The organism is Streptomyces deserti, from assembly GCF_054782695.1.
This window is the reverse complement of the sequence record NZ_BAAGRZ010000013.1, coordinates 173484-194989: the sequence shown is the minus strand read 5'-3', so window position 1 is coordinate 194989 and position 21506 is coordinate 173484. Positions and strand designations below refer to the sequence as shown.

Here is a 21506-nt window from a genome sequence, read left to right as displayed (position 1 = left end):
GCCCCGGAGAGCCGGACGGCCACTCCTGCGGAGCCACTGAAGGCAAGACCCCATCAGCCACATCCGGCCCTCCCGGGCCACCCAACAACTTACGGAGTACCCCATGACCGTCACCACCGACACCAGCACCCGCTCCGTGGTGCAGGAGCTGCTGCGCCGAATCGGCGAGGGCGACCCGGAGCGCATCGCCGAGTTGTACGCCGAGCACGGCGACTGGAAGCTGAGCTGGCCGCAGGACGAGCACGGCCGCAGTGCCACCCCCTGGATCCGGCACCGCTCCACCCGCGGCGACGCCGCCGCCCACTACCGGGAGCTGGCCGCCCATCACGTGCCCGGCGAGGCGGCCACCGAGATCGAGCGCATCCTGGTGGACGGCGACGACGCCGTGGTGCTCGGCGAGATCCGGCAGACCGCCCGGCCCACCGGACGCCCGTATCGTGCCAGGTTCGCCCTGCACCTCACCGTGCGGGACGGCCGGATCGTCCGCCACCACGTGTACGAGGACAGCCTCGCGGTCGCCCGGGCCTTCGCGCCGTAGACCGCGGGCCGGTCACGAGGGCGCCACCGCCATCCGCACCAGCGCCTCGCAGTAGATCAGCGTGGTGGGGTTGAGCAGGGCGATCCCGAGCAGCCCCAGGTACGCCCGCGCCGGCTCGGGGGAGGCGGGGCGGACCGGGTGGCGAGCCGGTGGCCGCGGTACTGGCGTACGCGGTGAGGGAGACGAGGCAGGTTTTCGAACGACGGACGGCGCTACTCGGCCAGATCGCGTCCCCATCCGATCTGGCCGAACTTCGCGTACGTCCCATAAGTGCCTTGGGCATCTAATGAAGATCGGCACGACGCACACTTCGTCTGCGAGGTCTTCCCATGCCGGACACGACGACACCCGTCGCCTTCCCCCAGGACCGGACCTGCCCCTACCACCCGCCCGCCGCCTACGACCCGCTGCGCGCCACCCGGCCCCTGGCCCGGGTCACCCTCTTCGACGGCCGTGAGGTCTGGCTGGTCACCGGGCACGCCGTGGCCCGCGACCTGCTGGCCGACCCGCGCCTGTCGTCCAACCGCAACCACCCCGCCTTCCCGATGCCCACGGCACGCTTCGCCGCGGTCCGCGACCGCCGGACCGCCCTGCTCGGCGTCGACGACCCCGAACACCGCGACCAACGGCGCACGGTGGCCGGCGACTTCACCTACAAACGGGCCGTCGAACTCCGCCCGCGCATTCAGGAGATCGTGGACGAGCGGCTCGACGCGATGATCGCGCAGGGCCCGCCCGCCGAGTTGGTGAGCGCCTTCGCGCTGCCCGTGCCGTCGATGGTGATCTGCGCCCTGCTCGGCGTGCCGTACGCCGACCACGACTTCTTCGAGACGCAGTCACGGCGGCTGCTGCGCGGCCCGGCGGCCGCCGACGTGGAGGACGCCCGCAACCGACTGGAGGCGTACTTCGGCGAGTTGATCGACCGCAAGCAGAAGGACCCCGGCACCGGTCTGCTCGACGACCTCGTCCAGCGGCAGGTGCGCGAGGGCTCGGTCGACCGCGCGCATCTGGTCGCCCTGGCGACCATCCTGCTGGTCGCGGGCCACGAGACGACCGCCAACATGATCTCGCTGGGCACCTACACCCTGCTCCAACACCCCGATCGGCTCGCCGAGTTGCGGGCAGACCCGACGCTGCTGCCCGCCGCGGTGGAGGAGCTGATGCGGATGCTGTCGATCGCGGACGGGCTGCTGCGCCTGGCCGTCGAGGACATCGAGGTGGCCGGGACGACGATCCGCGCGGGCGACGGCGTGATCTTCGCGACCTCCGTCATCAACCGTGACGAGACCGTCTACCCCGCACCGGACACCCTCGACTGGCACCGCCCGGCCCGCCACCACATCGCGTTCGGCTTCGGCATCCACCAGTGCCTCGGCCAGAACCTGGCCCGCGCCGAGCTGGAGATCGCGCTGCGCACCCTCTTCGACCGGCTGCCCGGGCTGCGGCCGGCCGCACCGGCCGACCAGATCCCCTTCAAACCGGGCGACACGATCCAGGGGATGCTCGAACTCCCCGTGACCTGGTAAGAGACGTGACGGCCATGCACATCCACATCGACAAGGACGTCTGCATCGGCGCGGGCCAGTGTGCGCTGACCGCCCCGGACGTGTTCACCCAGGACGACGACGGCTACAGCACGCTCCTGCCCGGCCGCGAGGACGGCAGTGGCAGCCCTCTGGTACGGGAGGCGGCCCGGGCCTGCCCCGTGAGCGCCATCACCGTGTCGGAGACGGTGAGCTGACGCCCGGCATCCCCAGGACGGCGGGGTCGAGGACGGCGAGATCGAGCCGGCGCAGCCGCGCCGGCTCGGCGATCACCTCGTACGCGGTGACGCGTCCGTCCTCGACGGCGACCGTGAGGACGCACAGCAGCCGCCCCCGCGGCGCGACCACCACCCCCACGGCGCCATCGACCAGGGCGGTCGCGGCGAACCGGGCCCGTCCGCGCAGCAGCACCGTCCCTTCCGCCACTGCCCGGGCGCCCCGCAGCTCGGACGGCATTCCCGGTGGCAGAACCGCCGGGTCGGCCCGCCGCACCACGTCCGGGGCCAGGACGTCGAGCAGCGCACCGAGGTCACCGCCCCGCGCGGCGGCCAGGAACACCTCGACGACATGCCGGTGCCGCTCCAGCTCGGCCCCGGAGACCGCCGGGACGCCCCGCACCTTGCGCCGGGCCCGGCTGGCGAGCTTCTTGGCGGCCGGCAGCGAGCGTTCCACGACCGGCGCGATCCGGTCGAAGGGCACCCCGAACAGGTCGTGCAGCACGAAGGCGACCCGCTCGGCCGGGCTCAGGGTGTCGAGCACGACCAGCAGGGCGAGGCCCACCGAGTCGGCCAGCAGCACCTCGTCCTCGGGCATGTCGCCGGTGCCCACCTCCGGCATCGACTGCCCGTACGGCTCCTCCCGGCGGGCCGTGCGGGAGCGCAGCATGTCCAGGCAGACCCGGGAGACGACCGTCGTGAGCCAGGCACCCAGGTCGCCGATGCCGTCGCCGCCCGCGCGGTCCAGGCGCAGCCAGGCCTCCTGCACGGCGTCCTCGGCCTCGCTGACCGAGCCCAGCATCCGGTACGCGACCGCCCGCAGCCGGCCGCGCCGCTCCTCGAACCGCCGCGCCAGCTCGTCGTGCCCGTTCATCGGTCACCTTTCTCCGTCCCACTCCGTCACCTGGTCGACGTATCCGACCCCCCAGAGGTGACCACCCGATGCTGCTGCACATCGACTCCAGCGCCGACACGACCGCCGACTCCGTGACCCGGGGCCTGACCGACCTGTTCGCGACGGCCTGGCGTACCCGGCACCCGGCGGCCGACCACCGCCACCGCGACCTGTCGGCCGCCCCGGTTCCGCCGCTGACCCCCGCGTACACCACCCTCGGCCGCCGCGTGGAGCGCGCGGGCTTCGTGCCGCCGCACAAAGTCCCGGCGCTGATCGAGAGCGCCGCCGAGGAACGGGAATGGGAGCTCACCCTGCCCCTGATCACCGAACTGCTGGCCGCCGACACGGTGCTGCTCGGCGTCCCGATGTACAACTTCTCGGTGCCCGCGGCCCTGAAGGCCTGGATCGACCGCGTGACCTTCCCGGGAGCGTTCACCGACCCGGACACCGCAGAGAGCCTGCTGCGCGACACCCGCGTGGTGGCGGTCATGGCCCGGGGCGGCGGCTACGGCTCCGGCACCCCGCGCGAGCACGACGACTTCCAAACCCCGTACCTGCGGGCCTACTTCAGGAATCTGGGCGTGCCACCGCAACACCTCCACCTGGTGTCCGCCGAGCTGACGCGCGTCGACGTCCTGCCCCGACCGGCCGGCCTGGAGGACCTGGCGGCGGCCTCCCTGGCCGTGGCACGCACGGAGATGAGACGGCTTGCCGCCGTCTGAGCGCGGGCCCGTCGCTGCGGTGAACTCCGGGAAATTCATTAGGGTTTCCTGGTGACCGAACAGGCCGACAACCCCGAGAACCTCAGCAACCCCGAGAGCTCCGAGAGCTCCGGGAGCCCCGGGAGCTCCGAGAGCTCCGGCAGCCCCGGGAGCCCCGGGAAACCCTTCCTCTACGTCGTCGTCTGCGCCGCCGGCATCGCCACGGACGTCAGCAAGCTGATCACCGCGGCCCAGGAGCGGGACTGGGAGGTCGGCGTCATCGCGACGCCGGTCGCCATGAACGGCTTCTTCGACACCGCCGCCGTCGAGACGCAGACCGGCCGCCCCATCCGCTCGGCCTGGCGCACGCCGGCCGAACCGCGCCCCTTCCCGCCGCCCGACGCCGTGGTGGTCGCGCCCGCCACCTTCAACACCATCAACAAGTGGGCGGCCGGCATCGCCGACACCCTCGCCCTGGGCACCCTGTGCGAGGCCGCGGGCCTCGGCGTGCCCATCGCCGTCCTGCCGTGCGTGGCCGACGCGCTGGCCGCCCACCCCGCGTATCGGGACAGCCTGACGCGACTGCGCGGGATGGGCGTGCGCTTCGGGGAGCCGTACGCCGGAGAGCCGGGGGAAGACGGCGGGCGGCCGGAGTTCGGCTGGGAACGGGCACTGGACCTGATCGAACGGGACTGAGCTTTCAGTGCACGCACGCGATCGCCGGGCACTGATGCGAGCGGTGCGCGCCGTCAGTGGGGCCCATGCCGCGCGAACTCCGTGCCGCACGGCCCCGCGCCCTCGCTCTCCGGCAGCCGGACCCGCTCGCCGCTCATCGTCAGCGTGCGGTAGTACGCCCCGATGCGCTCCGCCGAACGCCCCACGTAGTGGCCGATGAACGAGCGGCGGAACCGGTCGGCGCTCCGGTTGGGCTGCGAGCCGTGCACCAGGCTGCCGTTGAAGAACAGCACGTCACCGGGCGCCATGTCGACCGGCACCGGGCTCAGCCCGGGCGGCGGCGGTACGTACTCCCGGGCGAAGGACAGCTCGGCGTCCGCCTCCTCCGGGCAGAACAGGTCCATCCGGTGCGTGCCGGGCACCACCTCCAGGCCGCCGTTCTCCCGGTCGATCACGTCGCAGGCGATCCACGCCGCCACGCACGTGCCCGGCTCCACCCGCAGATAGAAGTTGTCCTGGTGCAGCGCCTGCCCCCGGGCCCCCGGCGGCTTGAAGTAGAACATGCTCTGCGCCGCCAGCACCTCCTCCCCGAGCAGCACCTCCAGCACCCCGCGCAGCCGCGCGTCCAGCAGCACGCTGCGCGCCAGGTCGTTGATCTCGTGCGGATGCATCACCCTCGGACAGGCACGCAGCGGATCCGCGGACGGGACGGGCTCGAAGTGCCCCGGCACCGGACCGGCCGCGTGCAGCGCCGCGAACTCGGCGCACAGCCGGTCGATCTCGCCGGACCCGAACAGCCCTCGTACGACCGTGAACCCGTCCTCCTGGTAGCGCCTCAGGCCCGCCCGGGTCAGGATGGGAGCGCCGGCGGCGCCGATGCCCGTGACTGTCATGCGCGCACTCCTCGCATCAGGTGTCCTCGGCCGCCACGCTAGGCCGCCGAGCCGACGAGGGGGATGCCCGTGTGTGCTGACGGATTGCCCGACACTGCCGCGGCCGGCGATCCCGCCCCGCCGTCCGGTCTGGTCGTCGTCGGCCGTTTCGACCAGCCCCAGGGCTACGGCGTCAGCCGGCCGCACGGCGCCGACAGCTGGCTCTTCACCTGGACGACCGGCGGCCACGGCCGGCTGCGCCAGGGCGGGACCGAGGCGCGGACGGGCCCCGGGGACCTGGTGGTGCTCGCCCCGGGCGTCCCGCACGGCTACGGAACCGAACCCGGCGCCCGGCACTGGCGGTTCTGGTGGGCGCACTGCCAGGCCCGGCCCGCCTGGGCGTCCTGGCTGCGGCCGTACGACGCCGGCGACGGCATGTACGTCGTCACCCCCACCCCGGCCGGCCTGCACGCGCGCGTGGAGGCGGCCTTCGGCCGGATACTCGCCGACGCCCGTTGGACCGGCACCGAGGCACCGCCCACCGCCGCGCCCCCGGACGGGCAGGTCGCCGTCGCACACGGCAGCGCGGCCCGGGAACTGGCCCTGTGCTCCCTGGAAGAGGCCGTCCTGCTCACGACCACCACCGCGCGGACCCCGGCACCCCGCCCCGGCCTCGACGCCCGGATCCGCCACGCCCAGGCGCTGATCGCCGCCGACCCGGGCGCCCCGCACACCGTGCGCTCGCTCGCCGAGGGCGTCGCGCTGTCGCCGTCCCGCTTCGCCCACCTCTTCACCCAGCAACTCGGCCAGTCGCCGATGCGGGCGCTGCGCGAGGCACGGCTGCGCCACGCCGCCCGGCTCCTGGAGAGCACCGACCTGTCCGTGGAACGCGTCGCCGCGGCCTCCGGCTTCGCCAGCCCGTTCCACTTCAACCGGGCCTTCCGCGCGCGCTACGGGACACCGCCCGGGGCGTACCGCGCGGGGCACGGCGGTGCTTCCGCCTGAGCGCCGGCCGCGCCATTGGTTTTCGGGGAGGGGCCGAATCGGCGACGTGCGGGAAGACGGACCGGCGTGAGCTGCTCCGCAGCGCCCGTTCAATGGTTTCCGTACACCGGCCGGCGAGGCGGGTGAATACTCACGGCAAATGCCGTGCCGATAGCACGGGATTGCCCGGGCGCGGCCGATTGACACCTTGTCAAAAGGCCCTTGCGGCGCACGCAATGCACGAAACCGCGAGATCCCTTGTTCCGTCTCGCTGACCTGTGCAAAGGTGTGCGTCGTCGGTGTGCAGACAATATGTCGCCCTCTGCATGCGCGAGGCCGCTCCCGTACGTGCCCCTGCTTCAAAAGAGCCGTCCGTGGCGCACGTTCGGGACGCCGAATCCTGTACGGACGGGCCCCGTCGCGCCGCCGACGGGTCGCATACCCCTTGGTATGGACTTTTGTCCCGCACGTCCTTGAGAGGAATGCCGCCGTGAAAGACGCAGGGCTGTCGAATTCCCCGGCTTCGGCCCGCCAGTTCCACGCGACGGACGAGCAGCTGAGCGCCGAGCTCAGGAAGTGGACGGGGGCGACGCCCGCGGTTCACCCCGTCGGGGAACTGCTGGACCGGCACTGGGAGGCGGCCTTCGCCTACGCGCGGCTGTGCACCGACGGCCCGCATTCCGCCGGAATGCTCACCACTGCCGCATTCACGCGGCTTTTCGGCGAGACCCTGCGGCAGAACGGCCCGACCGCCGCGTGGCGGCCCCATCTGCTCGTCACCGTGCGGCGTATCGCGGCCGAGTGGGACACCGACCACAGACGCGACATGCTCCACCCTGATCTGCGGGCCGCGGCCGGCGACGGGCAGCGCCTGGCGGCCCGTCTGCTGCCGCAGGCGGACCGGCGCCTGCTGTCCGGCGCCTTCCAGCGGCTGCCCCAGTCCGCCCGTTGTCTGCTGTGGCACGCCGAGGTCGAGGCCGAACCGCTCGCCGTCCCTGCCGGACTGCTCGGCCTGGACGAGGAGGGCGCCCGCGTCGAACTGGGCCGGGCCCACGAACGGCTGCGTGAGGAAGCCCTCCAGCTCCACCGTGAACTCGCCCCGGACCAGGAGTGCCGCCGCTATCTGCGCCTGCTGGACGTGACCTACCGGCGCGGCGGTGTCGACCTCGACCCCGATCTGCGTGCGCACCTGGAGGGATGCAGCCACTGCCGGTACGGCGCCGACCAGCTCGCCCAGTTCAACAAGGGCCTCGGCATCGCCCTGGCCGAGGGGGTGCTCGGCTGGGGCGCGCGGGACTACGTGGTCAGCAGAATGGCCGGCGCCGCCGACGCCGGTACCGCGCGGGCGGCACGCGCCGAGGACATCGCCGGTGAGGCGTTCGCGGGCGCCGGTGCTGCGGAGGCTGCGCATCCCGAGGGCATGACCGGTGAGGCGTTCGCCGACCCTGCCGGTGCGGCGGAGGCGCCCGCCCGGGGCCTGATCGGTCAGGCGTCTCCGGATCGTGTCGGCGGCGCGCAGATGCGTCCCGAGGACATCGCCGCCGAGTTCTTCCCGAATCCCGTCGGCCGTCCGGAGGGCGCGGCGGGTGAGGCGTTCACCGGTCCCGTCGGCCGTCCGGAGGGCGTGGCGGGTGAGGCGTTCATCGATCCCGTCGCCCGCCCGGAGAGACCGGCGGGCGAGGCGTTCACCGACCCTGTCGGCCATCCCGAGGGGCCCGCGGGGGAGACGTTCGCCGACCCCGCCGGCACCAAGGCGACGCCCGCCCACGCCGCCGCTGGGCCCTTCTCGGCACCCCCCGCCCATGCCGCCGCCGAACCCCTCTCGCCACCGCCCGGCATCCCGGCATCCCCCACCGCACCCCCCGCCCCCCGCACCGCACCACGCGCCACGTCCCGAACCGCCTCCAGTGCCGCCTCCCGCACCGGTCCCGATGCCGCCTCCCGCGCCGATTCCGGTACCGCCCCGCGCGGCGCCACCCGCCGTTCCGCCCAGAAGGCGGCCCGCCGCGCCGCCCGCCGCCGCAACCTCACCGTGGGCATCCTCACCGTGAGCGGGCTGATCGTCCTCCCGCTGGCCCTGTGGGCCACCGGCGGCTCCGGCGACGGGACCCCTCCGGCGGGCGACGGCCTGCCCGCCGAGACACCCGGCCCGGGCACGGGCACGTCGAGCGACGACCCGTCCTGGATCGGGGCGGGCGACGCGCCGGAAGGCGCACTGCGGGGCCGGCTGCACAACGCCGACTCCGGCCTGTGCGTCGGCATCGTCGGCGGCAAGGCCGTCAAGGGCGCCGAGACCGAGCTCACCACCTGCTCCTCGACCACCACCCAGCAGTGGACGTACGAGACCGACGGGCTGTTGCGCAGCGTCGCCGAGCCCGGCCTGTGCCTGGACTCCCGCCTCGGCTACTCGGTGCGGCTGGCCCCGTGCACGGGCACCTCGGACGCCAGGAACGTCCGCTACGACTTCACCCTCCAGGGCGCGCTGGTGCCCCGCTGGGACCAGGAGCTGGCCCTGGCCCCCGCCGCGACCGACGGCTCGGGCGCCCTGGTCGTCAAGACCCGCACGGACGACGACACCCAGCGCTGGGCGATCGACACCTCCAAGCCCGATCTGCAGATGGAGGCGGTCAACTGGGACGCGGACGCCCCTGCCCGGGCACCGTCCCCGACGCCGAAGCGCACCGCCGAGCCGTCGAGGACGCCCACCCCCACACCGACCCCGTCCACGCCCCCGTCGTCCCCGCAGCCCACCCCGACGGGCCCGTCCCCCACCGGCACCCCCTGCTACGGCTACTACTGCTCCGGGGACGGCCAGTACGGCGGCCGGCCCGGCTACGGCTACGGCGGTGGCTACGGGTACGGCGGCCATGGCGGAGACGGCCGCCGCTGAGCGGTCGGGCCCGTCAGCCCCCGACGACCCGCAGCGACACCCACAACGCCACCACGGCCGGCACCAGCGCGGCCGGTACGGCGAGCAGCCCCAGCCGGGTGAACTCCCCGAGGCCGACCCGGTGTCCGTCCCGCCGCACGATCCGCCGCCACAACAGCGTCGCCAGCGATCCGGCGTACGTCAGGTTGGGGCCGATGTTCACTCCGAGCAGCACCGCGAGGACGGCACCGGGCCCGGCCCCCGCGGTCAGCGGCAGCAGGACCAGCACCGCCGGCAGGTTGTTGATCAGATTCGCCAGGACGGCGGCCAGCGCCGCGAGGCCCAGCAGCGCGGGCAGCCCCGACCCGTCGGGCAGCACGCGGTGCAGCGCACCGGCGAGCCCGTTGTCGACGACCGCGCGGACGACGATGCCGAGCGCGAGTACGAACGCCAGGAAGCCGGGGGCCGCGGCCCGCACCACCGTCAGCGGGGCGGCCCGCCGCCGCAGCAGCGCACGACCGGCCAGCACCAGCGCGCCCGCCAGGCCCGCCCACGCCGGTGCGATGCCGACGGCGGAGGCCACCACGAACCCGGCCAGCGTGCAGCCCACGGTGACCAGCGCGAACAGCGGCAGCCGGGCGGCCCCGGCGGCCTCGGGGGAGTGGACGGGCGCCGTCAGGTCGGCGTCGAAGAAGCGCCGGAACACGAGGTACTCGGCACCGATCGCGACCAGCCACGGCAACGCCATCAGCGCGGCGAACCGTGTGAAGCTCAGCCCGCTCACCGTGAACGCCAGCAGATTGGTGAGGTTGGAGACCGGCAGCAGCAGCGAGGCCGTGTTCGACAGGTGGGCGCACGCGTAGAGATGCGGCCTGGCCCGCACGCCCGTCCGGGAGGCGGTGGCGAGCACCACCGGAGTCAGCAGGACGACGGTGGCGTCCAGGCTCAGGACGGCCGTGATCACCGAGGCCAACGCGAACACCGCGGTCAGCAGCCGTCCTGGGCGCCCCTCGGCCCACCGGGCCATCCACGCCCCGCACGCCGAGAACAGCCCCTCGACGTCACAGAAGTGGGCCAGCACCAGCACCGCCGCCAGGAAACCGACCACCGGCCCGAGCCGCTCGGCCTCCTCCCGCGCGTGCTCCAGCGAGACCGTCCCGGCCGCGAGGGCCACCCCCGCGGCCGGGACGGCGAGCACGGCCTCGGGGAGACCGCGCGGCCGGAGTACGGCCCAGGCGAGTACGGCGACCAGCAGCGCCACGGACAGGGCTTCGGCGAGCGGGGTGTGCAGGGCGGGTCCTCAGGACGTGATCATGTGATGCCCGCCCATGAAACCAAGCCCGGGTAAGAGAACTGCGAGAAGCCCCGCACAGTGGGCCCGGAGCAACACAAGGAGCAACAACCGGAAGAAGGCGTTCAGCCCTCGTCGAGCAGGCCGAGCTCCGCCCAGATCGTCTTGCCCTCGGCCGTGGGCCGGCTGCCCCAGCGCTGGGTGAGCTGGGCGACCAGGAGCAGACCGCGGCCGCCCTCGTCCCAGGTCTTGGCGCGGCGCAGGTGCGGAGCCGTGGGGCTGGTGTCCGACACCTCGCAGATCAGCGTCGACGCGTCATGGATCAGCCGCAGCCGGATGGGCGGGGCGCCGTATCGGATGGCGTTGGTGACCAGCTCGCTCACCACGAGCTCGGTGGTGAACGAGGCCTCCGTCAGCGCCCAGGTGCCGAGCTGGTCGAGGACCTGTTTGCGGATCGGGGCGACGAGCGCGGGGTCGGCGGGGATGTCCCAGGTCGCGACCTGGGAGGCGGCCAGCCCCCGGGTGCGGGCCAGCAGCAGGGCCACGTCGTCGACGGCGCCACCCGGCGGCAGCAGGGCGCGCAGCACACGGTCGCAGGTCTCGTCGAGCGAGCCGGAAGCGGCCGACAGGGCGTCACACAGCAGGCCGTGGCTCGCGTCGACGTCCCGTTCGCGGCTGTCGATCAGCCCGTCGGTGTAGAACGACAGCACCGTGCCCTCGCGCAGGTCGAGCTCGACGGACTCGAACGGCAACCCGCCCACGCCCAGTGGCGGGCCCTCGGGCAGGTCGACCAGCCGGGGCGCGCCGCCCGGCGGGATCATGACGGGCGGGGGATGGTCGGCCCCGGCCATGGTGCAGCGCCGGGACACCGGGTCGTACACCGCGTACAGGCAACTGGCGCCGACCTCGCCGGTGCCCTCGCCGGACTCCGCGGACAGGGCGACCACCAGGTCGTCGAGGTGGGTGAGCAACTCGTCGGGGGGCAGGTCGATGTCGGCGAGGGTGCGGACGGCGGTGCGCAGCCGGCCCATGGTGGCCGAGGCCTGGATGCCGTGGCCGACGACGTCCCCGACGACCATGGCGACCCGCATCCCGGACAGCGGGATCACGTCGAACCAGTCTCCGCCCACGCTGGAGCGCGTCGCCGGCAGATAGCGGGAGGCCGCCTCCACCGCGGCGGTGCGCGGCAGTCTGCGGGGGAGCAGGCTGCGCTGCAGGGCCACGGTCGTCTCACGCTCGCGGGAGTAGCGGCGCGCGTTGTCGATGCAGACGGCGGCGCGTGCGGTGACCTCCTCGGCCAGCAGCACGTCGTCGTCGGTGAACGGGTCCGGGCGCCGGAAGCGGGTGAAGACCGCGACGCCCAGGGTCGTGCCCCGCGCCTGCAGCGGCACGCACATCGTGGAGTGGATGCCGTATTCCCGCACCCGCTGGGAGCGGACCGGGTCCCAGGCGAGCCATCGTTCGAGGTCGGCGGAGGGCGCCGTGGCCACGATCGTGCGGCCCGCGATCAGCGAGTCGGCCTGGGGGGAGGCCGCCGGGTAGACGTCGACCTGTCCCTGCTTGACCACGGCCTCGGGGGTGCCCGCCGTGACCGACTGGTGCGCGGCGCGGCGCAGGCTGACCGGGCCGGTCAGCGGGCCGCTGGGCTCATGGCCGTGCTCCTGCGGATCGAGCAGGTCGACGCTGACGAAGTCGGCGAGCGCGGGCACGCACACGTCCGCCAGCTCCTGGGCCGTACGGGTGACGTCGAGGGTGGTGCCGATGCGCACGCTGGCCTCGTTGACCAGCTGCAGCCGCTCCCGGGCGAGGTACTGCTCGGTGAAGTCGTGGGCGGTCACGCACACGCCCTGTACTCGTCCCTGCGCGTCCGCGAGCGGAGCCAGCCGGGCCAGCCAGGCGTGCGCCCGGCTCTCTCCGCCGGCCTTGAGGAACGCTTCCATCTCCCGTCGCCGGCCGGTGGCGAGCACCTGCAGCACGTGCTGCTCGAACTCCCGGTTCTGCGGCCTGACGCCGAGGTCGGTGGGCCTGAGGCCGCGGACGCGGGTGGCCGGCAGGCCGATCAGTTCGGCCATGGCGTCGTTCATACCGCGTAGCCGCAGCCGCTCGTCGAAGATCATCGTGGCACAGGGGGACTGCGTCAGCGCCACCCCGATCAGGGGGTCGGTCCGCTGATCGGGAACGTCGCTGCCCAAGGGCGTGACGGCCAGCCAGTCGCCCCGGCCGCCGCCGTCCGGCCGTCTGCGGTGGGCGAGCACCCACACGGGCACGCTGTGACCGGCGCGGTGCCGCAGGGTGAGCGTGCCGCTCCAGCGTGCGTCGCGGGGCCCGGGCGGCGTGTACTCGCGGCCGTCGGCCAGCAGGTCGGCGGCGGGGCGCCCCACGACCTCGGCGGCCGTGTGCCCCAGCAGACGGCGGGCGCCTTCGCTCCACTCGGTGAGTGTGCCATCGGGGTCGATGACGGCCCGGGCCGTCGCGACATCGTCGAACGGATGGTCCGGGCTCATCGTCGCCACTCCATTGCGCACACTCTCAGTGAACAGCTGCGCCACTTTAGTCCAGCCTAGTGCGTCGGCGTCCCACGTGGGTCACTGGCCCAGGGCCGCAGGGGCGCCCCCGCCCCCGGCGTCACCCGGCCGATGGGGCAGTGGTGCAGAAGGACGCTGCCGCACTCTTGACGGCCCCGTGTGACCCGCCGACAGAATCTGTTTGTTCACGATGAGTTGTGAGTACTTCTGGGCCCTGATGAGGGAGAGCCGCATGTCGGTCACGCGCAGATCCGTCTTACTCGCCTCCGCAGCCGCGCCCGCGGCCGGAGCGCTCCTGGGCGCCCCGGCGGCGTGGGCCGCCGAGGAGGGGCGCGGCGCGTCCGGCCGCCGCACCGTCGCCCTGCGCGACGGCTGGCGCTTCGCGCTGGTCGATCCGGGCGGGATCACCGACCCGACCGGCGCGTATGCCGACGCCGCCACCCCTGGCTACGACGACTCGGCGTGGCGGGAGGTCGCCGTCCCGCACGACTGGAGCATCGAGCAGGCCCCCACCACCGAGCACGGCACCACCAGCGGCACCGGCTTCCTCCCCGGGGGCCTCGGCTGGTACCGCCTCGCCTTCACCCTGCCGCCGGCCTACGCCGGGAAGCGGATCTCGGTGGAGTTCGACGGCGTCTACATGGACGCGTACGTCTACTGCAATGGCAGGGAGGTCGGCCGCCATCCCTACGGCTACACGGGCTTCGCCTTCGACCTCACCGACCTGCTGCACACCGACGGCAGCACCGCGAACGTGCTCGCGGTCAAGGTCCAGAACCGGCTCCCCAGCAGCCGCTGGTACTCCGGCAGCGGCATCTACCGCGAGGCCCGCCTGGTGGTCACCGAACCGGTGCACGTGGCGCGCTGGGGCACTGACGTCACCACCCCCCGGATCACCGCCGAGCGGGCCACCGTCCGGGTCGAGACCTCCGTCGTGAACGCCTCGGGCACCGGCGCGGACGTGGAGGTGATCTCCCGGATCAGGGACCCGAAGGGCCGTACGGTCGCCCGCACGTCCTCCACGGTCGCCGTCACCGACCGGCAGACCGAGACGCAGGAACTCACCGTCGCCGGCCCGAAGCTGTGGGACTTCGGCGCCCCGCACCGCTACACCCTGCACACCGAGCTGAGGGTCGCCGGCCGGACCACCGACACCTATCGCACGGTCTTCGGCTTCCGCACCTTCCGCTTCGACCCCGACGAGGGCTTCTTCCTCAACGGCACGTACCACAAGATCAAGGGTGTCGACCTGCACCACGACCTCGGCGCACTCGGCGCCGCCGTCAGCATCGACGCCATCCGCCGTCAGATGACGATCATGCAGTCGATGGGCGTCAACGCCCTGCGCACCTCCCACAACCCGCCCGCGCCCGAGGTGATCCAGGTCTGCGAGGAACTGGGCATCATCATGCTGGTCGAGGCCTTCGACTGCTGGCGCACCGGGAAGAACCGGTACGACTACGGCCGGTTCTTCGACGAGTGGGGCGAGAAGGACGCCACCGAGATGGTCCTCGCGGCCCGCAACTCGCCCGCCGTGCTGATGTGGTCCATCGGCAACGAGGTCCCCGACTCCACCTCCACCGCCGGCCTCGCCATGGCCGACCGGATCATCGACGCGATCAGGGCCGCCGACCCCACCCGCCCGATCGTCATCGGCTCCGACAAGTACCGCCGCCTGCCCGCCAAGGGCTCCGCCGCCGACCTGATGCTGGCCAAGCTGGACGGTCTCGGTCTGAACTACAACACCGCGAAGTCGGTGGACGCCCTGCACGCCGCCTACCCGCACCTGTTCCTCTTCGAGTCGGAGTCCTCGTCAGAGACCTCGACGCGAGGGACGTACCAGGAGCCCGAGCACCTCAACACCGGCGAGAACTACACCCCGGGCAGGCGGGCGACCTCCTCCTACGACAACAACCTCGCCTCCTGGACCATGAGCGGCGAGTACGGCCACAAGAAGGACCGGGACCGCAAGTGGTTCGCCGGGCAGTTCCTGTGGTCGGGCATCGACTACATCGGCGAGCCCACGCCGTACGACGTCTTCCCGGTGAAGGCCTCCTTCTTCGGCGCGGTCGACACCGCGGGCTTCCCGAAGGACATGTACTACCTGTTCCAGAGCCAGTGGACCAGCGAGCCGATGGTCCATCTGCTGCCGATGACCTGGAACCACGCCAAGGGCGACACGGTCGAGGTGTGGGCGTACGCCAACGTCGACACCGTCGAGCTGTTCCTCAACGGCAGGTCGCTGGGCGTGCGGCGGTTCGACACCAAGAAGACCGTCGACGGCCGGGAGTACCTGGAGACCACGGAGGCGACCGGCGACGACAAGACCTTCACCGACGGCCCCTACCCCGGCAGCTACACCAGCCCGAACGGCAGCGCGGGCAAGCGCCACCTGACGTGGAAGGTGCCGTTCGAGCCGGGCGAGCTGAAGGCGGTGGCCCGGCAGGACGGCAAGGTGGTCGCCACCGACGTACTGCGCACCGCCGGCGCCCCGTACGCGATACGGCTCACCTCGGACCGCAAGTCCCTTGCGGCGGACGGGCGTTCGCTGGTGTTCGTGACCGCGGAGGTCGTCGACCGGCGCGGGGTGGTGGTGCCGGACGCCGAGCACCTGATCTCCTTCGACGTGGCGGGCGGCTCGCTGGCCGGACTCGACAACGGCCGCCAGGAGAGTGCCGAGCGCTACCAGGCGAGCACCCGCACCGCCTTCCACGGCAAGGCGCTCGCCATCGTCCGCTCCGGCACGAGAACGGGCACGGTCAAGGTGACGGCACACGCCGACGGGCTGCGCACGGGCACGGCGACCATGCGCGCCACCCCGGCCGCCGACCGCGCGACCACCGCGCCGCCCGCCTTCAAGCCCGACCACCCGGCGCCGCTGACCTACCCCCACGCGGACGCCAGCTTCTCCGGACGGCCGGACACCCTCCCCGCCGCCATGCTCGACGGCGACCCGGCCACCGGCTGGTCCAACGGCTTCCACAAGCAGGCCACGGCCCTGCTGCCCGCCTTCGACGGGGCCCGCACCGAGGACTGGGTCTGCGTCGACTACGGGCGGAGGCGCGGCTTCGACCGGGTGGACGTCTCCTTCACCGTGGACGCGACCCACAACCTGCCCGCCGCGGTGGAGGTCGCGGTGTGGGACGGCCACGCGTGGCGATCGGTGCGGGATGCCCGGATCGACTGGGCCACCGCCTCCGGCGCGCCGTCCGTCATCACCTTCGACGCCGTCCGCGGTTCGCGGATCCGGCTCACCCTGACGAGCCGTTACCCGGACGAGGCCCGGGGTGCGATCCGCATCAGCAGGCTGGAGGCGCCCGCCGCCTGAGCCGTCACAGCGAGGCCGTCCGGACGGGATGCGGGCAACCCGTCCCGTCCGGACGGTTGACGGGCTGTCACATCTGCCACAAACATGGCAGGCGTCCGCATCTGGGAGCGCTCCCACGGTGTTGTCGAGCGCCACCCCCACCTCCGACGAGGAGCCCAGACGTGAAAAGACGCAGAACCGCCCTGTTGTCCCTGACGGGCCTCTTGGCCACGGCCCTCACCGCGCTGCCCGCCGCCCCGGCCGGGGCCGACGAGGCCGAGCAGGTCAGGAACGGCACCTTCGACACCACCACCGAGCCCTGGTGGACGACCGCCAACGTCACCGCGGGACTGTCCGAGGGCCGCCTGTGCGCCGACGTCCCCGGCGGCACCGTCAACCGCTGGGACGCCGCCGTCGGGCAGAACGACCTCACCCTCGTGAAGGGGGAGTCGTACCGGTTCTCCTTCAGCGCGACCGGTTCGCCCGCCGGGCACGTGGTGCGGGCGATCGTCGGCCTGTCGGTGGCGCCGTACGACACCTACTACGAGGTGTCGCCGCAGCTCAGCGTCTCCGGCGACACGTATTCCTACACCTTCACCTCGCCGGTCGACACCACCCGGGGCCAGGTCGGCTTCCAGCTCGGCGGCAGCGCGGACCCCTGGCGGTTCTGCATGGACGACGTGTCCCTGCTCGGCGGGGTGAAGCCGGAGCCGTACGAGCCCGACACCGGACCCCGGGTGCGCGTCAACCAGGTCGCCTACCTGCCCGCCGGACCAAAGAACGCCACCCTGGTCACCGACGCCACCGCCAAACTGCCCTGGCAGCTGAAGAACGCCGGCGGGGCGGTGGTCGCGCGCGGCTGGACGGTGCCGCGCGGCGTCGACGCCTCCTCCGGGCAGAACGTCCACTCGATCGACTTCGGCGCGTACTGGAAGCGGGGCGCGGGCTTCACCCTGGTCGCCGACGGACAGACCAGCCGGCCCTTCGACATCGACGCGAGCGCCTACGAGCGGCTGCGGCTGGACGCCGCGAAGTACTACTACACCCAGCGCAGCGGCACCGCGATCCGCGACGACCTGCGCCCCGGCTACGGCCGCCCCGCCGGACACGTGGGCGTGGCCCCCAACCAGGGCGACACGGCCGTGCCCTGCCAGCCCGGCGTGTGCGACTACACCCTGGACGTCTCCGGCGGCTGGTACGACGCCGGAGACCACGGCAAGTACGTCGTCAACGGCGGCATCTCCACCTGGGAGGTGCTCAGCACCTACGAGCGCGCCCTGCACGCCCGCACCGGCGAGTCGGACAAGCTCGGCGACGGCACCCTGAACATCCCCGAGAGCGGCAACAAGGTGCCGGACCTCCTCGACGAGGCCCGTTGGGAGCTGGAGTTCCTGCTGAAGATGCAGGTGCCCGACGGCCAGCCGCTGGCCGGCATGGCCCACCACAAGATCCACGACGAGCAGTGGACCGGGCTGCCGCTGCTGCCCAGCGACGACCCGCAGAAGCGTGAGCTGCACCCGCCGACCACCGCCGCCACGCTCAACCTGGCGGCGACGGCCGCGCAGGCGGCCCGCCTGTACAAGTCCTACGACAAGGAGTTCGCGGCCAAGACCCTGTCCGCCGCGCGCAAGGCCTGGGCTGCGGCCCTCGCCCACCCCGAGGTGTACGCGGACCCGGACGACGGCATCGGCGGCGGCGCGTACCCCGACACCACCGTCACCGACGAGTTCTACTGGGCGGCGGCCGAGCTGTATCTCACCACGGGGGAGAAGCAGTTCGAGCGCCACGTCCTCAACTCCCCGGTGCACACGGCCGACATCTTCGGCCCCCTCGGCTTCGACTGGGCACGGACGGCGGCGGCGGGACGCCTCGACCTGGCGCTCGTGCCGAGCGGGCTGCCGGGCAGGGACAAGGTCCGCGAGTCCGTCGTCAAGGGCGCCGACCGCTACCTGGCCACGCTGAAGGCCCACCCGTACGGCATGCCGTACGCCCCCGAGGACAACACGTACGACTGGGGCTCCAGCCACCAGGTCCTCAACAACGCGGTCGTCCTCGCCACCGCCTACGACCTCACCGGCGCCGCGAAGTACCGGGACGGCGCGCTGCAGAGCATGGACTACATCCTGGGCCGCAACGCGCTGAACATCTCGTACGTCACCGGCTACGGCGAGGTCAACGCCCACAAGCAGCACAGCCGTTGGTACGCCCGGCAGCTCGACCCGAAGCTGCCGAACCCGCCGGACGGCACGCTCGCCGGTGGGCCGAACTCGAGCATCCAGGACCCGGTCGCGCAGATGAAACTGCGGGGCTGCGTCGGCCAGTTCTGCTACATCGACGACATCCAGTCCTGGTCGACGAACGAGCACACCATCAACTGGAACGCCGCGCTGACCCGCATGGCCGCCTTCGTGGCGGACCAGGCGTAGGGGTCGTGTGACCGCGCGCGTGCCGGGGAGCCGTCCGGCCATCCGGCAGGACACCCCCGGCACGCGCGCGTAGCCTCGGTTTCATGGCGACGGTGCAGGTCAGCGGCGTGGAGGTCGCCCACCGCTGCCAGGAGGCGACCCCGGCGCCACGCTCGTGGTGATCCCCGGGGCCGGGCACGTCCGCAGCCTTGAGGACCCGGAGCGGTTCAACCGGGCGATCCGGGAGTTCCGCCGCGCTCACCCGTGAGGGGTTCCAGCGCTGAACGGCTCGTCGCCGGGTGCTCGACGAGTTCCCCGGGCCGTTCGTGCGCGGTCAGCGTGTGCAGCCGGGCCCGGTCGAGCGGCTCGTGCACCTCGACGTACTCGCCGTGCGGCAGCCGTTTGATCACGCCGGTCGGCCGGCCGTGCGCCACCAGCTCCCGGTCCCGGAGCTGGAGGCCCAGGCAGATGCGCCGGGTGACGACGAAGACGACGGCGGGGACGACGAACACCGCGATCCGCACCGCCCACGTCACCGTGTTGATCGACAGATGGAGATGGGTGGCCACGATGTCGTTGCCGCCGCCCGCGAGCAGGACCAGGTAGAGGCTGATCCACGCGGCCCCGATGCCCGTACGGACCGGGCGGTTGCGCGGCCGGTCGAGCAGATGGTGCTCGCGCCGGTCCCCGGTGAACCGGGCCTCCAGGAACGGATACACGCCGATGAAGACCAGCAGCAGCGGGAAGACCAGGATCGGCATCAGCACGCCCGGCACCAGCGTGTGACCCCACAGCGTGATCTCCCAGCCCGGCATGATCCGCACCAGCCCCTCGGCGAAGCCCAGATACCAGTCGGGCTGCGCGCCGGTGGAGACCTGGTCGGCGCGGTAGGGGCCGTACGCCCACACCGGGTTGATCGTCGCCACCGCCGCGAGCAGCGCCAGCACCCCGAAGACGAGGAAGAAGAAACCGCCCGCCTTCGCCAGGTAGACCGGCATGAACGGGCGCCGACGACATTGCGTTCGGTACGCCCCGGGCCCGCGAACTGGGTGTGCTTGTGGTAGATGACCAGCAGCACGTGGGCCACCACCAGCGCCGCCATGATGCCGGGGATCACCAGGACGTGCAGCGAGTAGAAGCGGGCCACGATGTCGTCCCCGGGGTACTCGCCGCCGAAGAGGAACATCGACAGGTACGTCCCGACGATCGGCACCGACAGCAGCGCGCCGTCGACGAACCTCATGCCCGTGCCCGACAGCAGATCGTCCGGCAGCGAGTAGCCGAACAGGCCCTCGAACAGGCCGAGGAACAGCAGCAGCCAGCCGAACACCCAGTTGACCTCGCGGGGTTTACGGAAGGAGCCCGTGAAGAAGTGCCGCATCATGTGCGTGAGCATCCCGGCGACGAACACCAGCGCCGCCCAGTGGTGGATCTGCCGGATCAGCAGCCCGCCGCGCACGTCGAAGCTGATCTCCAGCGTGGAGGCGTACGCCTCGGACATCCGGACGCCGTTCAGCGGGACGTAACTGCCGTGGTACGTCACCTCGTTCATCGACGGATGGAAGAACAGCGTCAGGTACACGCCCGTGAGGATCAGCACGACGAAGCTGTACAGGCAGATCTCGCCGAGCAGGAAGGACCAGTGGTCCGGGAACACCTTCCGCAGGTAGCGCCTGCCCAGGCTGTGGATGCCGAGCCGCCCGTCGAACCAGTCGGCGAGGCGTTCGCCCCGGCCGGGCGTTTCCGTGGCGGTCACGCCTCCTCCTTGCGGACGTGGGTGAGCTTGTCGGGGTTGGAGACGACGTAGACGCCCGAGACCCGGTCGCCCTCCGGGGTGAGGTCCAGGACCAGGACGGCGAACGGTGCGTCGCCCTGGAACAGCACCACCGCGTCGTCCCCGTTCACGCACCGGTGGCGCAGCTCCAGACCGCGTGGGCCGCCGCGTCCGGACCCGTACGAGGCGAAGAGGCGGGCCACCTTGTCCCGGCCCCGCACCGGGCGCAGCGGCGACGGCCTGCGCTTGCCGCCGCCGTCCGTCCACACCGTCACGTCCGGCGCCAGGACCTCCATCAGCGCGGTGATGTCCCCGCCGAACGCCGCCCGCAGGAACCGCTCGGTCGCCTCCCGCCGCACCCGCGGATGCGCCCGGTACCGGGGTCGCCGCGCGTGCACATGGGCCCGCGCCCGGTGCGCCAGCTGCCGTACGGCCGCCGGGGTCCGGTCGAGGAGGTCCGCGATCTCGGCGTGCGGGTAGCCGAACACCTCGCCCAGCACGAACACCGCGCGTTCCAGAGGAGTCAGTGACTCCAGCACCACCAGCATCGCCATCGACACCGACTCGGCGCGCAGCGCCGGATCGCCGGCGTCCTCCCCGGCGACCAGCGGCTCGGGCAGCCATGGGCCGACGTACGTCTCCCGGCTGCGGCTGATCGCGGCCCGGCGCCGCAGCGCGTGGTTGACCGCGACCCGGACGAGGTAGGCCCGCGGGTTCGCGACCCCGGCCAGGGGGTCGCCCCCGCCGCGGGCCGTCCACGACAGCCAGGTCTCCTGCAGGACGTCGTCGGTGTCCGCGACGCTGCCGAGGATGTTGTAGACGACCCCGAACAGCAGGTCGCGATGGTCGAGGAACACCCCGGTCGCCTCGTCGACCGGGACGTCGGTGGCGGGAACAGGGGTCTTGGACAT

General features: G+C 72.7%; 14 protein-coding genes and 2 pseudogenes. 9 read left to right on the top strand and 7 right to left on the bottom strand.

Annotated elements, in window-relative coordinates; all coding sequences use genetic code 11:
* Window positions 1-103: 103 nt before the first annotated feature.
* Window positions 104-538 (top strand): nuclear transport factor 2 family protein, encoded by a 435-nt coding sequence (locus tag ACYVMZ_RS22500; RefSeq protein ID WP_461082392.1) that lies wholly within the window; start codon window positions 104-106, stop codon window positions 536-538.
* Window positions 539-574: 36 nt separating this feature from the next.
* Here the strand turns inward: ACYVMZ_RS22500 and ACYVMZ_RS22495 are convergent.
* Window positions 575-708, bottom strand: a pseudogene (locus ACYVMZ_RS22495) (lysine transporter LysE); the annotation flags it as partial.
* A gap of 159 nt (window positions 709-867) precedes the next feature.
* On the opposite strand from ACYVMZ_RS22495, the gene ACYVMZ_RS22490 reads away from it, so the two are divergent.
* Both ACYVMZ_RS22490 and ACYVMZ_RS22485 read left to right on the top strand, forming a co-directional pair.
* Entirely contained in the window at window positions 868-2064 is a 1197-nt protein-coding gene (locus ACYVMZ_RS22490) for a cytochrome P450 (RefSeq protein ID WP_461082390.1), read from the top strand.
* A 14-nt stretch (window positions 2065-2078) separates the two neighbouring features.
* Complete coding sequence (locus ACYVMZ_RS22485) at window positions 2079-2279, top strand: ferredoxin (RefSeq protein WP_461082416.1); 201 nt, start codon at window positions 2079-2081, stop codon at window positions 2277-2279.
* Here ACYVMZ_RS22485 and ACYVMZ_RS22480 read toward each other — a convergent pair.
* Window positions 2254-3171 carry a sigma-70 family RNA polymerase sigma factor gene (locus tag ACYVMZ_RS22480; protein ID WP_461082388.1) on the bottom strand — a complete coding sequence of 306 codons (918 nt, stop codon included), beginning with the start codon at window positions 3169-3171 and terminating at the stop codon, window positions 2254-2256. The genes ACYVMZ_RS22485 and ACYVMZ_RS22480 overlap by 26 nt on opposite strands.
* A 68-nt stretch (window positions 3172-3239) precedes the next feature.
* On the opposite strand from ACYVMZ_RS22480, the gene ACYVMZ_RS22475 reads away from it, so the two are divergent.
* Window positions 3240-3914 (top strand): FMN-dependent NADH-azoreductase, encoded by a 675-nt coding sequence (locus ACYVMZ_RS22475; protein ID WP_461082386.1) that lies wholly within the window; start codon window positions 3240-3242, stop codon window positions 3912-3914.
* Window positions 3915-4109: 195 nt separating this feature from the next.
* Complete coding sequence (locus ACYVMZ_RS22470; protein WP_461082414.1) at window positions 4110-4589, top strand: flavoprotein; 480 nt, start codon at window positions 4110-4112, stop codon at window positions 4587-4589.
* 53 nt (window positions 4590-4642) lie between these two features.
* On the opposite strand, the gene ACYVMZ_RS22465 is transcribed toward ACYVMZ_RS22470, so the two are convergent.
* Entirely contained in the window at window positions 4643-5461 is an 819-nt protein-coding gene (locus ACYVMZ_RS22465; protein ID WP_461082384.1) for a phytanoyl-CoA dioxygenase family protein, read from the bottom strand.
* A 63-nt stretch (window positions 5462-5524) separates the two neighbouring features.
* Between ACYVMZ_RS22465 and ACYVMZ_RS22460 the strand changes: the two genes are divergently transcribed.
* Both ACYVMZ_RS22460 and ACYVMZ_RS22455 read left to right on the top strand, forming a co-directional pair.
* Window positions 5525-6445, top strand: coding sequence for a helix-turn-helix domain-containing protein (locus ACYVMZ_RS22460; RefSeq protein ID WP_461082382.1), 921 nt, complete (start codon window positions 5525-5527; stop codon window positions 6443-6445).
* A gap of 469 nt (window positions 6446-6914) precedes the next feature.
* Window positions 6915-9314 (top strand): ricin-type beta-trefoil lectin domain protein, encoded by a 2400-nt coding sequence (locus tag ACYVMZ_RS22455; protein ID WP_461082380.1) that lies wholly within the window; start codon window positions 6915-6917, stop codon window positions 9312-9314.
* Between the two features lie 13 nt (window positions 9315-9327).
* On the opposite strand, the gene ACYVMZ_RS22450 is transcribed toward ACYVMZ_RS22455, so the two are convergent.
* Both ACYVMZ_RS22450 and ACYVMZ_RS22445 read right to left on the bottom strand, forming a co-directional pair.
* Entirely contained in the window at window positions 9328-10584 is a 1257-nt protein-coding gene (locus tag ACYVMZ_RS22450) for an arsenic transporter (protein ID WP_461082412.1), read from the bottom strand.
* Window positions 10585-10709: 125 nt separating this feature from the next.
* Window positions 10710-13088 carry a SpoIIE family protein phosphatase gene (locus ACYVMZ_RS22445; protein ID WP_461082378.1) on the bottom strand — a complete coding sequence of 793 codons (2379 nt, stop codon included), beginning with the start codon at window positions 13086-13088 and terminating at the stop codon, window positions 10710-10712.
* Window positions 13089-13341: 253 nt separating this feature from the next.
* Here ACYVMZ_RS22445 and ACYVMZ_RS22440 point away from each other — a divergent pair, with 253 nt between their 5' ends.
* Both ACYVMZ_RS22440 and ACYVMZ_RS22435 read left to right on the top strand, forming a co-directional pair.
* Window positions 13342-16437: a glycoside hydrolase family 2 TIM barrel-domain containing protein gene (locus ACYVMZ_RS22440; RefSeq protein ID WP_461082376.1), complete on the top strand. Its 3096-nt coding sequence runs from the start codon at window positions 13342-13344 to the stop codon at window positions 16435-16437.
* A gap of 161 nt (window positions 16438-16598) precedes the next feature.
* A complete protein-coding gene (locus ACYVMZ_RS22435; RefSeq protein ID WP_461082374.1) occupies window positions 16599-18842 on the top strand; it encodes a glycoside hydrolase family 9 protein in 2244 nt (747 codons plus the stop codon).
* A 206-nt stretch (window positions 18843-19048) separates the two neighbouring features.
* Here ACYVMZ_RS22435 and qcrB read toward each other — a convergent pair.
* Window positions 19049-20577: pseudogene (gene qcrB / locus ACYVMZ_RS22430) on the bottom strand (cytochrome bc1 complex cytochrome b subunit).
* Window positions 20574-21506 carry a sigma-70 family RNA polymerase sigma factor gene (locus ACYVMZ_RS22425; protein ID WP_461082410.1) on the bottom strand — a complete coding sequence of 311 codons (933 nt, stop codon included), beginning with the start codon at window positions 21504-21506 and terminating at the stop codon, window positions 20574-20576. Before ACYVMZ_RS22425 ends, qcrB begins: the two are co-directional and overlap by 4 nt.

Coding starts and splice junctions, on each gene's coding strand:
- ACYVMZ_RS22480 (WP_461082388.1), bottom strand. CDS start 3,171: ATGAACGGGCACGACGAGCTGGCGCGGCGGTTCGAGGAGCGGCGCGGC.
- ACYVMZ_RS22500 (WP_461082392.1), top strand. CDS start 104: ATGACCGTCACCACCGACACCAGCACCCGCTCCGTGGTGCAGGAGCTG.
- ACYVMZ_RS22475 (WP_461082386.1), top strand. CDS start 3,240: ATGCTGCTGCACATCGACTCCAGCGCCGACACGACCGCCGACTCCGTG.
- ACYVMZ_RS22445 (WP_461082378.1), bottom strand. CDS start 13,088: ATGAGCCCGGACCATCCGTTCGACGATGTCGCGACGGCCCGGGCCGTC.
- ACYVMZ_RS22490 (WP_461082390.1), top strand. CDS start 868: ATGCCGGACACGACGACACCCGTCGCCTTCCCCCAGGACCGGACCTGC.
- ACYVMZ_RS22425 (WP_461082410.1), bottom strand. CDS start 21,506: ATGTCCAAGACCCCTGTTCCCGCCACCGACGTCCCGGTCGACGAGGCG.
- ACYVMZ_RS22440 (WP_461082376.1), top strand. CDS start 13,342: ATGTCGGTCACGCGCAGATCCGTCTTACTCGCCTCCGCAGCCGCGCCC.
- ACYVMZ_RS22485 (WP_461082416.1), top strand. CDS start 2,079: ATGCACATCCACATCGACAAGGACGTCTGCATCGGCGCGGGCCAGTGT.
- ACYVMZ_RS22460 (WP_461082382.1), top strand. CDS start 5,525: ATGCCCGTGTGTGCTGACGGATTGCCCGACACTGCCGCGGCCGGCGAT.
- ACYVMZ_RS22465 (WP_461082384.1), bottom strand. CDS start 5,461: ATGACAGTCACGGGCATCGGCGCCGCCGGCGCTCCCATCCTGACCCGG.